We start from the raw sequence: 14,961 nt of genomic DNA, 5'->3' as shown, positions 1-14,961 counted from the left end.
ATATTCGTTAAATTTTTAGACGGGGTTAATTCAATACCTATAAATATAGGTTCCGGGCCTCCAAAAAAGACGTCTCACTTCATCACAAACTCGCCTACTAGACAAAAAAATATTTCTTCTTTTCGCTTCCTTTTCACGCCCAAAACCTATATTTCTATGGGTTAAACTATTATTTAAAACTTATAGTTTAGTCCCGCACTGATAATTCCCCTATACCCGAATCCTACTTCCGCAAACGCTCCAAATTTTTTACCTACGCGAATACCTGCAGGATTAACCTGGAAAGCAAAATCAGTAGTATTGTCTTTAACAGCTGCTTTGTTCGGTTCTGTACTTGTATACTTGTCCACAATAACACCTGCGGCAGCCGAACCATAAAAATCCAGCCAAGCTGTTTTTATATAACTAAACGACATGGCTGGCATCACCATAAAATAGTTATTCGTTCTCTTAGCAATAGCTTTGTTATTTTTGTCAAATTGCTCGGTTTGTTCCTGCTGAAAAGCGACATCACCACCTACTCTTATTCGTTCGGTAATTTGATTTCTATACCCTAGCCCAAAATTCCCGGAAGAAGTGGTCTTAGAATCTAGTTTTTGTCCCAGAAATGCGGAAGATAATGCATTCGAAAAACCGTTAAAAAAGGTCACGGGCATACCATCGCTATAGGTTAGGTTTACTTCATGTTTACCAGTTTCTTGTGCTTTTACGACCAGTGTACTGAATGTTAAAAAAACGGTACTTACAATAATTGATTTTTTCATCTGTTTTAATTATTTTAGTTAAATTCGTGGCAAGAACTATTTATTGCCCTATTACTAATACGCTAAAAATTAAAATACCCCTACGCTACACTAAAATTTTAAATTTTATCCCTATATTTTCAGGATATGAATGAGAACTTAAAGCATTTTAAACAATTATTCTCCGAGCTTTACCAGCCATTGTGCAATCATGCCTATAAATATCTTCAGGATAGGGACGAAAGTGAAGATGTGGTGCAGGAATTGATGATTAAAATATGGGAAACCCGCAAGGATTTACTTTCTGAAAAGAGTCTTAAATATTACCTGTATATAGCGGTTAAGAATCAGTGCATAACCCTTCTGAGAAAAAAAACTTATATGCTTGACATTGATGAAATGTCGATCGATATTGCCGAAGAAATTCCCGAAACCAAACCCTTACCAGATGCTAATCAGCTTATAGAAGAGGCGTTTAACGGAATTCCACCAAAATGTCTTGAAATTTTTAAACTGAGCCGTATCGAAAAATTAAGCTATAAACAAATTGCGGAGAAATTAGAAATATCAGTAAAAACAGTAGAAAACCAGATGGGTAAAGCCATCAAACATATACGGGAGTTTGTCAAACAGCATCCCAACTTAATTCTTTTCTTCAAAATATGGTATTTTAGTCATTATATCGTGGGGGTTTTGAAAGAATTTGTGTTTTATTTAAAAGAGGTATAATCATGGACAACCAAGATATTAATGTATTATTAGCAAAGCATTTTTCAGGAGAAACGAAACCTGAAGAAGAAGCTGTATTAATGAATTGGATCAAAGACAATCCTGACGAATATATTTCGCTTAAGATTTTCTTTGCAGAAAGTCAGCAATTAGATTCTCCTCTGTTATTCGACACCAACCATGCCTGGGAACGTATCGCTCCACATTTATCCTCCACAAAGGGAACTGTATTTCAATTGTACAAAAAATACATCTACGCCACAGCAGTTGCCGCCGTTTTCCTTTTAATAAGTACGTTCGCTTTCTTGTATGCGAATGCCGAGATAACGGTTCAGACCGCTAATGGACAGGTGAAAAGTATCGAATTGAGTGATGGTTCATTCGTTACGCTGAACGACAACTCAAGTATTACCTATAAAAGATTTTTATGGAACAACCGTACTGTCAGCTTAAAAGGAGAAGCTTTCTTTGAAGTAGAACACGACAAAAGCAGGCCTTTTTCTGTAAATACGGGCACACTATTAGTAAAAGTTTTAGGAACTTCTTTTGTTGTAAAAACAACAGAAAAAGAAAAATCGGTGGCAGTGGTTACAGGAAAAGTGAACGTTACCGCCAATCCTATCCAACAAACAGTCGTTCTAGAGAAAAACCAGGCGGTTCAGTACGCTTCCAACAGATTAATTAAAAGTGACACAGCCAATAAAAATTTACTTTCATGGAAAACAAAGTCGCTTTCTTTCGAAAATACCCCGCTTCAAAAAGCATTTGAGGATATCGAAAATTGCTATCATATTAAAATACAGGTGGAAGGAAGTATCTCTGATTCCTGTAGAGTTACCACAAATTTCAAGAACGAATCCATAAAAGAAATATTGGAAGAATTCCGTTTATTGTTTGGACTTAGCTATACACAAAAAGGCAATACGATTTGGGTAAAAAACATATCATGTGAAAAGTAATTTTTTCAAAAATAACTGGCTAACCATTACCTCCTGTTTTGTACTTTTTTTTGGTGCCGGAGCTGTACAAGCGCAAAAAACAAGCTTACTGGAAAAAAAGATTACTATCGAAAGAGAAAATGATAGTATCGGAGCTTATGTTACCACTATTATAACACAAGGTGTAAATTTATCTCTAAGCAACAACAAGCTCAATCTGGGCAAAAAGATAAAGATCAGCAAAGGGACTTATAAATTGAGAACGCTTCTAAATCTTCTTTTTGCATCAGAATCCGTAAAATTTCTTGAAAGAGACAGTAAAATAATTATCTACACGGTTTCGCGAGCTCCCGATCCCTTTACTATTAGCGGATTTGTTTATGCAGGAGACAGTAAAGAAGCGCTACCGTATGCTACCGTACGGGTTTTAAATACAAATATTGCTGTTAATTGTAATGATTATGGTTATTATACGATAACATTACCCGAAAACAAGTACATCATAAATGCGAGTTATACCGGTTTTACTTCGCAAACCGATACGATAACCGTAAACAATACCATTAAAAAAAACTTCAATCTTGCAATGGGGCTGTCCCTTGCTCCGGTTGAGATCAAATCATCAAAAAAACCTCTAAATGAGCTTTCCAGCATAGTAGATACTCAGCATGTCAACACTCTTCCCTTTCTAATGGGGCAGTCAGACCCGCTAAAACTTCTTACGTTAAAACCAGGCACCTATGGCAACTCTTTAAATGTAAGAGGAGGCTCAACCGACCAGAATTTGGTTTTATTAGATGGTGTTCCAATTTACAACTACAATCATTTTACCAATTTATTATCTATTTTCGATTCGCAGGCCATTAAACAAATCAGTTTTTTCAAAGGAGGCTTTCCAGCTCGTTACGAAGGAAGACTCTCGTCAGTCATAGATATTAAAACAAAAGATGGTGACATGCAGTCCTACCATGGGGCGGTTAATATTGGTTTACTAACGGGTTCTGCGATGATTGAGGGACCTATTGTAAAAGACAAGGTATCTTTTATGATTAGTGCAAGGAGAAGCTGGATCGATGCTTTGACTAAAGTGCTTTTTGACAAGGATTTTAATTTAAAATACCGGATGTACGATGCCTATTTTAAAATTAACTATTTTATTGATCCGTCGAACAGAATCTATCTAGGTGCCTATACTGGAGGTGATCTTCTTAGTGCCAATTTTTTCTCTTCCGAACCACCCCAGCTTACCTGGAACAACAGAACACTTTCTTTACGCTGGAACAGGGTGTACAACCCCAGACTGTTTCAGAATTCGGTTTTATTGCTAAGCAACTATGACAACCAGTTTGCAAATGATGGTATAGAAGAAGTCAGAAAGTTTCGTATTACAGACGTTGGTATTGAAAACAACCTGAATTATCACTGGTCGTCCTTCCTAAACAGCGCGATAGGTTTAAGAGTAAACATGACCTCTTTTTCCAGTAAAAACACAGAGAATGATCAACAGATAAAGTCATTACATTTCAAAACGTATTGGGATAATGATATAACCTTGTCTGATAAATTTCGAATGAAAGCCGGTCTTCATTATGCAACCTTTTTTACGCACGACAAAGTTTACAATTCTTTCCAGCCCCGTACCAATTTGGTTTATAAGTACAATAATTCCAATAGTTTCTTTGCCTCATATGCCATAATGGAACAATTTTATCATCAAATTGTAGAGAACACCTATGCCTTACCCTCAGATTTACGCATGCCGAGTTCAGATCAGTTACCTCCCGAAAAGGCTTTTATTTATGAGGTAGGCTATGAAAAAACTTTAAACAAAGGACATATCAGACTACAGTTTTACGAAAAAAAAGTATCCAATATTTTAATGTATGAACCTCGTTATGATACTTCAGATCAAAACAAAACGCAACCCCCTCTGATCGGGTCCGGTAATTCAAGAGGTTTGGAGCTTGAATTTTCCAAGCAGTTCAAAAAATTTGACATACAGGCATCCTATACCCTAAGCAAAGCAACAGTGAGGTTTCCAACAGTAAATAACGACCAGAGCTTTAATTCTCCAAATGATATAACCAATCAGATAAAAGGAGCTGTTACCTGGAATATTAATCAATCCTGGGTAGTATCAACCCTGTTCAATTATAGTTCCGGCGTTTTAATCTCGGCGCCAGATTCTTTTTCCTATAGCGATAAAAAAGAATCCTATTTACTGGATCCAAACCAAAACAACGAAATATCAAAACCCAATAACTACCGCTTACCAAGAAATTACAATGTCGATATTGGTGTCTCAAGAACCAAAAAAACAAAATCCGGCAACCAAGCGAGATTGTATTTTGGAGTTAATAATCTCGTAGGACAATCTCCACCGTTTATCCTTGAAACAAGTTTAACTAATGGCTTCTTTAATCTGGAACAAGTTAGGATGTTTAAATATTTTCCTTACGTTGGCTATACTTATATTTTTGGAGCGAGTAAAGAGAAATTAAATTAATTATCGGAATCTTAAAAAAAAACAAGGCATAAAAAAAGCCTCTACATTGCTGTAAAGGCTTTATTCTAGTAGTGGTCCCACCTGGGCTCGAACCAGGGACCACCTGATTATGAGTCAGGTTTGTTTTATTTTAGTATTACTTATTTTTTATTATTATATCTGACAATCAGCAATTTGTGGTTTTTAAAATAAATAATAAATCATTATTTATTATTTTAATTGTACTTTTGCTCGTCAAATGCTCGTCAAAAATTATAAGTTATATTTTCAATAATGGTATCATACAAATTTACTCTAAAGGCAACGCCAAATGCAGATGGTGAGTATTTTATTAATCTTGTATTAATTAAAGACAGGATAAATACTAGTTTATCAATCAAGAAGAAATGCAAACATGAAGACTGGTCATTTGAAACGGAACGCCTTAAAAAATCGCACAAAGAATACAAGCAAATTAATGATTTAATTGAAAAGTATTCAGGTCGTGTTAACAATATTATTCATGAATTTGAATTAGATGAAACCCCATTCACCTTAAAGGATATTATTACCAAATTCAAAAAGGATTCGGGAAAACAGGATGCATTAAGCTACACTACTTTTCACGAAAGCTTAATGCATGAAATAAAAAATTCAGGAAAACTTTCAACCTACAACATTGAAAAGGAAACATTAAAATCGATTCAACGGTTTTTTAATAGGACAGAAATATCTTTCAAAGATTTATCTGTAGATGCAATTTATAAATATCAATCCTTTTTAAACGGTAATAACAACAGTCAAAGTACAATTGGCATCAGAATCCGAACTTTAAGAGCCGTCTTTAACAAAGCTATTAAACGCGAAGTCATTCCTGTATCGATGTATCCATTTAATAAATTTAAAGTTTCTAAAATTAAAGAAAGTGGAAAAAAAGAATATCTATCTGAAGAAGAACTTGAGCAAATGAAAAATGTAGAACTATTCGATAAAAATGACATCATTGCGCGAGACATGTTTTTATTAAGCTATTACGGACGAGGAATTAATTTTATCGACTTAATGCAATTAAAAAAAACAGATTTATACAGAGACACAATTACTTATAAAAGGAGTAAAACTGGTGTAATAGTAAATTTTAAACTAAATGAATACTGGAAGAGAAAAATTCAAGAATACACACCTCCAAATGATTCATTGTACTTATTCAACATTATTCATAACAATCAAGATTCCCATACTTACATCAATAATAAGAAAGAAAAATATCTCAAAATTTATATAAACACTCCTCTTAAAAGAATTATTACCAATTTAGATATTAAAAAGAAAATCACCTACTACTGCGCAAGACATTCATTTGCAACCATTCTAAAATTTAATAATATATCAATAGATATTATTAAGGAAGCTTTAGGTCATAAAGATATTAAATCCACTATGTCTTATTTAAACACACTTCCAAGCAACACTTTAGATAAAATGATTGATGATATTATTTTTTAAATAAAACATATTGAATTTATTTTACTCTTAAAGTATAGAACTACAAGAATCAATGAACCTGCTAGAGCTATGTTTTTATTTTCAAGGGTTTAAATAGTAAAAAAAGGACAGTTCAGCTGGTTTCTCACTCGTCCCAAGATGAGCGGGAACAGGACTCGAACCTGTGTCTGCGGCGGCGGATATGAACCCGACAGTTTTCATTTTGAAAGAAAAAAAACACCAGCTTTTCCAAGTGGTGTTTTTCTTAGTAGCCTTGATGGTACAGAATTCGAATCTTTATTGTAAGATTTAAACACTTTAAAAAGAAGTTTAAATATACACGGTACTCGTAGTTGGTTACTAAAATCAAAAAAAATATCAAGAATAGTATGATGTTTTTACAGGATAAAATCATATTAAGAAAACGCTCATTAATCGAAACTGTTTATGACCAATTGAAAAACATTTGTCAAATAGAACACACTCGGCACAGAAGTTTCGATAATTTTATAACTAATTTATTATCAATACTAATAACCTACTCTTTCTTCCCTAAAAAACCTTCTATAAATGTAGATTTTGAAAACAACAGACTTGTTGCTTAACTATTTTTCACATCGAACTCACGTTAATTTAGGTTATTTTTCCCTATCTTAAATTATGTGATTTTTTTGTCTGTTTTTTTTGGGGGAGCAGCATAAACAAAAGGTATGAAAAAAAAGGGCTAATTTTTAAAATTAGCCCTTTGTCTTGAAATTATTTAATTATTATTTTTCCATTAAAAATTTTATCTTCAGTTTCAATTCTATAAAAATAGAATCCAGAAGCAAGATTTTCTTCAATTATAATTTCATTAGACTCTAGCTTTTTATTAAAAATTAACTCACCATTCATACCAAATAAACTGAATCTAAAATTATTAAGATCCATTCCTTTTATCGTTAGTAATTGCCCTTGAATATACGGATTAGGATATAACATAATATTTGCATTTGGTACAATCTCATCAATACCTAATGGTGTATTACTACCCACAAACCACTGATAAGATTGATTTAATCCAGAACCAGGAAACTGAATAGTATTTGCTAAAACAGAAGAAGCTGTTGCATTTTGTAACCAATCCGATTGTAAATAACCATTACTATCCCTTTTATACATACTAACATTAGAAGGTGTTAAACTTGAAACGTTAGTTAGAGATTGTAAAGTTTCTGTATTAAGCCCTGTGAATGTCAAATTTGAACCATAATTGTTTAAAATCCAATATTCATTGGCTATTATATTAGTTGCTGGTATATTGTGAGGAGCAACATTAAGTTTTGAAACAACCACTTTTCCATTAGGAAATGTGGAAGCAAAATTTAAACTTGCAAAAGCATTGTTAAAATTATAATTACCAGATGAATTTATTGTCATTAACTGACTTGTACCTACTCCAACTGGTGCAGTAGAAGATGGAAAAAGTATTGAACTTGAGATAGATAAATCATTCGCGTTTTTTTTATCATAAACAAAGCCCAAATTTTGTATATTATTAAATTGATAATACGCAATTAAATTAGCATCAGTTACCGTTTCTTTTATTAAGTGTCTACTTAAATAAATTTCATTATCTGTTAAAGCTCTGTTCCAAATTGTAAACTCTTCTAATTGCCCATTAAATGTATGATCATTTGAATCATAATCTTTACCTAATATAATTTGATTCAAATTAATAGCAGAAAAAGCACCGTTATGAACCCATTTTTTGTCATTTAAAAAAATTGTTACTTGAATAGGAGTTATTCTAATGGAAATAAAATTCCATTGATCTGCAACAGCATATAATTCTGTATCAAGCTCCCAAAACTGACCATGTAAATGAAATTGTAATTGATTATTGCTATTAAAACCTAAAAGAGTTTTATCATCAGAACCCAAACAAATAATACCTGTCCAATCTGATTGAATACCATTTGGTTTGATCCATCCTGTAAAAGTTAAATTAGGAGTTGAACCATAACTTAAATCATTCGAAACAATTGCTTGACTTGAATCATTTAATTCTAACACTTGTAATGCTACAGATTCTATTGCACAAGTTGAAGGAAGCACTTCAATCATGTTATTTATAGTTTTTGAATTTGTATTACCATTCCCATCTGTAATGGTAAGTGTAACCGAATAAGATCCAGGATTAGTGTAGGTAACTAATGGATTTCTAACTGTATTGGACGAAACAGTTGCTGCGCCTGGGAAATTCCAAGTCCATCGTGCATCAGTATGATTTAAAATAGAATAATCATCAAATTGCACTTGAGTTCTATGACAATCAATTCTTTTATTTGCTACAATTGGCTGCGCAACTGGCGCACTTACCTCAAACAAAGGCGTTTTCCAAAAGCCTCTTGATCCACTAATTCTCAATTCACCATTTTTATAAAAAGGCAAAACTCCTACAAAACGAGTATTTACAGGTAATCCATGATTATACAATTGCCAATCAGAATGTGCTGCATTTCTGTAATAAATATTATTATTACCTGACATTGTGATATAAACTCCATCATTTGTTCCCATCTGTGCAATTAATCCTGAAATATCTTGACTAGCAATTATTGCTGTGGACAAATTTGTCCATGTATTTCCTAAATTATTTGACTTATATACTTTATCACTACCAAAAGCAATAAATAATTTATTATTTTCATTAAGCGAAATATACATAGTTTCTTGGGATACTGGCAATGTTACCTGTATCCAATTTACACCACCATTTTGAGAACGCCATAATCTAGAAACTGACCCCACTCTTTGAGCTACAAAAATAATATTTGGATCTTGTCTTGAAATTTCAATTCCAGTAACAATATCTGTGATAGAAGTTCCAAAAGCTTTTATTAAATTAAAAGAAATCCCTCCATCTTCACTTTTCCATAATTTATTTTCTTTTCCTAAGTACAAATGATTATAATATATTGGATCATATTCAACTTCACTTTTTTTACTTGTAAAATAAGCTTCATTAGGAAACAAAGCCAAATTTGGTATAGAAGTATTTAAAGTAGAAAAGTCTGAAGTAATTTCACAACCATCTATATCTGAATGATAAACCTTAAAATTATCACCTAAATTTACATATCCGGTAGCACTTTCTCCGCCTCCTAACGAAATGAATTTTCCATTTCCATAATTTTCATGATAAACCCCATTTCCATTATGATAACGTCCACACGTAACTACATCTTCATTCCAACCTTGACCAAATCCCCAATTATCAGAAGCATTAATTCCTTTGTTAATTGCTTTTACAATATTTAAATTAGCATCATATAAATCAATTCCTCCATCTGTTGCAACAAAAACATCATTACCATTAATTAAAATATCTTGATGATCTGGATGACGATAATGTGAAGTACAGTCTGTACATACATATCCGCCCCAATTGGTATAAGTTTTACCGCCATTTTCACTTTTAAACAAGTTTAGCATACCGAGTAAAAACTTGTTTGGGTCCGTATCCGAAACATCTATGGCTAAATTATAAATACCTTGATCAAAATCACCATTATTACCTGCAGAAGAAAAAGACCAATGATCTTCACTGTAAGGCCCTCCAGTATTATTATTAGGTATTCCATCATCATTTTGATCATAAGGTAACGACCAACTTTCCCCAGCATTATCACTTTTATAAACACCAATAAAATTTAAATCTGTAGCATAATCATCTACATTACCTAACATAGCAACATAAATTTTATTCCCATCTGCATTTGTTACTCCCATTCTTGCTCCTCCAATTGAACTTGTTGATGAAGGAACAAACCACCCATTACTTTTTAACACAAAAGAACCACCACCGTTTGTTGATTTATAGAATTCAATAAGCTTTAGTGTTGGATTAGATTTTAATAGAAAAATAGTTTCAGCATTGTTTGTCTTAAATTTTACATCCCAGCAAGTATCTGTAAAAACTTGTGTCCATGTTGTTCCACCATTAACAGATTTATACAGTCCTTTATCTCCTGCCGCGAAAATTACTTGATTATTAGAAGGTTTAATAGCAAATTCATAAATTGACAAATCAGAAACATTTAAGACTTGAATCCATGTTACTCCTCCGTCTGTAGATTTATATATACGATTAGACGTCCCTACAAAAAAAATATTTGAATTTGTTGGGTCAATTTCAACACAAGTTACACCATCATTAAAAAGAGCATCTCCTACAGGAAACCAATTTTCTCCTTTATCCGTAGATTTAAAAACAGCTCCTGTTTCTGTTCCACTAAGCATTATTAATGGATTAGAAATAGATTGTGCAACTGAATATACATTTACTTGTTCAGAGGCAGTTTGTATTCCCCCATTCTTATATGTTTCAAGTGGACCAATAGGAGTCCAAGTTGCATTTTCAGCATTTTTAGCATTTTTAGTCTGTTTTCCTTGAATAGAATTATTTTTTTCATCACTACTTGTGACCTCTATAGTACCGTCATTTTTATACCAATGATTTTGATAAACTTTTTTTAATAAGTGTTTATAATTTTGAGTATGTAATGTTTTTATAAATTCATTTTCCTGATAATAAACAGTATATGATTTTTCAATTTCTAATATATTAGGATCGACACTATACATTTTATGGATCCAATCTGGAGCATTTTCCGCTACAGGAATTATTGCTTTAAATAAAAGCGGGTATTTAGGTGTTGGCATATTATTTTTATTCTCTTGTCCTTGAGCAACAAAAAGAGTGAAAAATAAAATAATTAGTTGCATTGTTTTCTTCATACTTATTTATTTAATTTTGATTGTCCGTTTTTAGTCATAACCCTGTAATACCTGCTATTTTACTAGTCTGTCGAATAATTTTTCTTCAAAAATGTCTTCAATTAAGTTTATAAACAAACTCACTTAGATATAATTGAAGATATTTTCCTTGTTGCGATATATACCCATTTCAAAGTTTCCGTTGTTGTTTCTTTATTAGATTTCTCTGTTACATGAATTTTCAACAAAGTCGGCAATATCAATATATGATGTACTTTTATCGGTAAAAAGAATACTCTTTTCAGAAATTGATTCTTGAATAGTTTCATTAATTTGCTTGGCAGTATGATCTTTCAAAACTTTGGCCTTAAGATATCTGCACTAGTTTGATTTTTCTCCAGTTTCAATATTTTCAAGCGGTGTTGATTCCTCCATAATTGCTGTATTTATTTTTCCCGCTACTCCACGACCTCGAACTCCTTTTTCTTGTTCTATCTCTGAAGATTCAACAGTAAAATAACCCTCATCAAACTCTATCATTCCTCCAGTGTATAACGCGAATCTCTATTTCCCATCGCCTTGCGCATATACTTTGGTAAACAAAGCAATAGTATAACTTAAAAAAAATAAAAACTAAGTATTAAATAACGGATAGTTACCCCTAATAAATAAAGATTATTAGAAGGGTCAAAAGTAATATCATATAACAAGAAAGCCTATCAACAATACGTAGCGATATATCTATATTGACGTACAAATAATTCTACGCCAGCATAGATTTTATTGTGATTTTGTATATTTAATGCAAATTCCGGTTATATTGATCACCCCATTCCAATTTAAAGTGAGCACCTGATTCCAATTCAATTTCTGCACAGGAGATGGAAGCTAAAAAACTGGGATTTCTTCAGGCACAAAAGAATTAAAAAAGTCTACTGTCTTCTATTTCTCAGCTAAAGTCAGCTTTGATTGATAACTCTAAGTTAAGTCAGAACTCGCAAATTAGCGGTACTAAAGAAGAAGTTACATTAGGAAGAAATATGGCACAGTCTTTTTATCAGCTCAAAAAAGTAATAAAAGATTGGGAACTGGCCTATGCTTTAAGGTCATCTGTGAGTGGAGTGGTTACTTTTTTACAGGTTTGGACAGAGAATCAAACAATTAATGTTGGCGATAATGTCTTTTCTATTATTCCGGATACTAAGAATGGATTTGTTGGAAAAGTAAAAGCTCCGGCTTTAAATTCCGGAAAAATAAAAGTGGGGCAAAAGGTAAACATCAGATTGGCAAATTTACCCGACAGGGAATTCGGAGTGTTAAAAGGAAAGATTCGTAATATTTCTCTAGTTCCGGATAAAGATGGGAATCTACTGTTGGATGTAGTGCTTCCAAACGGATTGGAGACATCTTAAAAAAGAAAATCGTATTTCAGCAGGAAATGAAAGGAAACGCCGAAATTGTAACCGAAGATTTGCGTTTAATCGAGAGAATCTTGTATCAGTTTAAAAGTATTTTTGAACAAGTTTAAAATTTTAGATAAAAACCTCTAGTCAGTTCAGTGAACTTTGGAACTTAAACAGACACTATCCTAAAAAGTGTGTAAGTTTAAAAATAACGGGGTTTGACTTTTAAACTAAAGTTGAACCCTTTTTTCAAATATAGTTAAGAACTGATTAAGTATTAATCCCCAATTATGGATTGGCATTGTCCATTTTTTGGTAGCTTCCCTTAAATCCAAATATACAGATTTTAAAACTGCTTCATCGGTGGGGAATGATAATTTATTTTTGGTGTATTTTCTAATCTTACCGTTTAGATTTTCGATTAGATTAGTGGTACAAATTATTTTCCTAATTTCAATGGGGAAGTCAAAAAACACGGTAAGTTCTTCTCAATTTCTTCCCATGATTTTACAGCATACGGATATTTATTATTCCATTTATTTGCAAAATCTTCAAGAGAAGCTCTGGCAGCCTGTTTTGTTGGAGCATCATAAATCTGCTTCATATCTTTAGAAAATTCCTTCTTATCTTTCCGTACTACATAACGAGCTGAGTTGCGAATTTGGTGCATTACACAGATTTGAGTCTGTGATTTAGGGGATACATTTTTAATAGTCTAAGTAAAGCCGTTTAGGTTATCTGTAGCAGTAATTAATATATCCTCAAGCCCTCTAGCTTTTAAATCCGTTAAAACTCCTAACCAAAAACAGGAACTTTCATTTTTGCTCAACCAACTACCTAGCCTAATAAAATTTTGCAATCCCAATATTAATATCCCAATAAAAGCAAAACCAGGAACTATAAAACCCAGTAATCCTGATTTTACTTTCCTACGCTTTTGTACACATGACCGGTCACGGAAATGTAGTTTTTAGCGATACTGATATCACCAATCTTCGTAATTATTTATATGGTGGAGAATTTATTCACATTGATGATATTACGGAATGGATCAATATATCCGAAAAGAGATTAAAAAGATATTCCCAAAATAATGAATTAATAGAACTTCCTACAAATCATGCTATTTTCCAGAAACCGTTTCTTTTTTTTAATGGTTTACCTAATATTCATGAACATCTCGGAAAAAGACCGCAGGCTTTCGGGATTTTTATGAAAATAAATTAGTGCTCCTTTACACCTATCAATGTGACCTTGGCGATGGTTTGGAAAATGCCGAAGTACACAATGATCCTCTCGAGGTACGTCAGAAGGCTTTAAAGATAGGTGTAACATTATCAATTATATTCTTACCAAATAATTTAAGTCAAGTACAATTAACATACGAAAAAATACAATTTCAAAGAAATACATTTCCAATTACTTTAGTTTGTGATAATATTTATTTCTAATAAAATATTAGTTCTCTTTTTATAATAAGTGAAGCTTTTGGAGTATAAAATACTATTTTTTCCTAAGATATTTCACTTAACCCAAGAAAAATAAACATAACTTTTCGCAATACACATCTTCATGTTCCTTATATTGTTATTGAAGAAACACAAGATTAAGTTACTCATTTACTGGATACAAGTACGAAATCACTGCTTTGGAAACCACAAACAATAGTAAACCTTTAAAAGAGGTTATCCTACCTGCAGATAAAAAAATTGCTCTAATAATTGGAGCGAGATAGATGGAGTTTCTGAAGAATTATTAAAAATTTTGAACCAAATAGTTTATATAAATATGCTTAAAAAAAACAGCAACATCAATGTTACACAGGCTTCTTGTAAGGTTTTGAGAGAATTTACCTCATAATTTAAAAAGTTTTTTTTTATAAAAATCACATAATATAAGGGTTTCCCGAAAAAAAGGGTAAACAAAATAATATAAAATTTTTGCACCTTAAATATTTTGTTATAAAATTGCGTTAATTATTAACAAACATAAAATTTTATAACAAAATCCCAAACTATTATGAAAAAGATTGTTTTATCTGCATTCGCAACATTAATGCTATTTTCATGTCAAAACGACAAAACAGAATCAACAGATCTTCAAACTTCTGCAATTACTCAACGTGGTTGCGCTACACAAGATGTTCTTGAAGCTCAATTAAAAGCCGACCCTACATTGGCTATCAGAATGAATGAAATCGAAGTATTTACAGAAAATAAATTGCTAACAGGTAAATTGGTAAATGGGAAAATTCAAATTCCAGTTATTGTAAATGTATTATACAGAACTGCTGCAAATTCCGGTTATATTGATCACCCCATTCCGTTTTAAAGTGAGCACCTGATTCCAGTTCAAAATGACCACCTAATTCCGGAGCAAAATGACCACCTCCGTTTTGATTAAAAACTATATTTTTT

At 32.3% G+C, this 14,961-nt stretch carries 8 protein-coding genes and 4 pseudogenes; 8 read left to right on the top strand and 4 right to left on the bottom strand.

Features of this window, described 5'->3' with window-relative positions; all coding sequences use genetic code 11:
• Positions 1 to 173: 173 nt before the first annotated feature.
• Positions 174 to 764 carry a hypothetical protein gene (locus tag ACN1CN_RS17430; RefSeq protein ID WP_419136539.1) on the bottom strand — a complete coding sequence of 197 codons (591 nt, stop codon included), beginning with the start codon at positions 762 to 764 and terminating at the stop codon, positions 174 to 176.
• A gap of 126 nt (positions 765 to 890) precedes the next feature.
• On the opposite strand from ACN1CN_RS17430, the gene ACN1CN_RS17425 reads away from it, so the two are divergent.
• From ACN1CN_RS17425 to ACN1CN_RS17405, 5 genes and pseudogenes are all read left to right on the top strand, one after another.
• Positions 891 to 1,472: an RNA polymerase sigma-70 factor gene (locus ACN1CN_RS17425; RefSeq protein WP_419136538.1), complete on the top strand. Its 582-nt coding sequence runs from the start codon at positions 891 to 893 to the stop codon at positions 1,470 to 1,472.
• Between the two features lie 2 nt (positions 1,473 to 1,474).
• Positions 1,475 to 2,431, top strand: a complete 957-nt coding sequence (locus ACN1CN_RS17420) for a FecR family protein (protein ID WP_419136537.1) — start codon at positions 1,475 to 1,477, stop codon at positions 2,429 to 2,431.
• A complete protein-coding gene (locus ACN1CN_RS17415) occupies positions 2,421 to 4,916 on the top strand; it encodes a TonB-dependent receptor (protein ID WP_419136536.1) in 2,496 nt (831 codons plus the stop codon). The genes ACN1CN_RS17420 and ACN1CN_RS17415 overlap by 11 nt, the downstream gene beginning before the upstream one ends.
• A gap of 273 nt (positions 4,917 to 5,189) precedes the next feature.
• On the top strand, positions 5,190 to 6,401 hold the full coding sequence (locus tag ACN1CN_RS17410) for a phage integrase SAM-like domain-containing protein (protein WP_419136535.1): 1,212 nt from the start codon (positions 5,190 to 5,192) through the stop codon (positions 6,399 to 6,401).
• A 386-nt stretch (positions 6,402 to 6,787) separates the two neighbouring features.
• Positions 6,788 to 6,985: pseudogene (locus ACN1CN_RS17405) on the top strand (transposase); the annotation flags it as partial.
• Between the two features lie 151 nt (positions 6,986 to 7,136).
• Here ACN1CN_RS17405 and ACN1CN_RS17400 read toward each other — a convergent pair.
• Both ACN1CN_RS17400 and ACN1CN_RS17395 read right to left on the bottom strand, forming a co-directional pair.
• Complete coding sequence (locus tag ACN1CN_RS17400) at positions 7,137 to 11,162, bottom strand: LamG-like jellyroll fold domain-containing protein (RefSeq protein WP_419136534.1); 4,026 nt, start codon at positions 11,160 to 11,162, stop codon at positions 7,137 to 7,139.
• Between the two features lie 34 nt (positions 11,163 to 11,196).
• Positions 11,197 to 11,728 (bottom strand): annotated as a pseudogene (locus ACN1CN_RS17395) (transposase); the annotation flags it as partial.
• A gap of 378 nt (positions 11,729 to 12,106) precedes the next feature.
• Between ACN1CN_RS17395 and ACN1CN_RS17390 the strand changes: the two are divergent.
• Complete coding sequence (locus tag ACN1CN_RS17390; RefSeq protein WP_419136533.1) at positions 12,107 to 12,553, top strand: HlyD family secretion protein; 447 nt, start codon at positions 12,107 to 12,109, stop codon at positions 12,551 to 12,553.
• A gap of 221 nt (positions 12,554 to 12,774) precedes the next feature.
• Here the strand turns inward: ACN1CN_RS17390 and ACN1CN_RS17385 are convergent.
• A pseudogene (locus ACN1CN_RS17385) lies at positions 12,775 to 13,385 on the bottom strand (IS256 family transposase); the annotation flags it as partial.
• Positions 13,386 to 13,489: 104 nt separating this feature from the next.
• Between ACN1CN_RS17385 and ACN1CN_RS17380 the strand changes: the two are divergent.
• Both ACN1CN_RS17380 and ACN1CN_RS17375 read left to right on the top strand, forming a co-directional pair.
• Positions 13,490 to 13,995: pseudogene (locus ACN1CN_RS17380) on the top strand (DUF4159 domain-containing protein).
• 568 nt (positions 13,996 to 14,563) lie between these two features.
• Positions 14,564 to 14,875, top strand: a complete 312-nt coding sequence (locus ACN1CN_RS17375; RefSeq protein ID WP_419136532.1) for a hypothetical protein — start codon at positions 14,564 to 14,566, stop codon at positions 14,873 to 14,875.
• Positions 14,876 to 14,961 lie beyond the last annotated feature (86 nt).

The organism is Flavobacterium sp. T12S277, assembly GCF_048514875.1.
Taxonomy (GTDB): domain Bacteria; phylum Bacteroidota; class Bacteroidia; order Flavobacteriales; family Flavobacteriaceae; genus Flavobacterium.
Note: the sequence above shows the minus strand (reverse complement) of the source record. Positions and strands in the feature narration are given on the sequence as shown.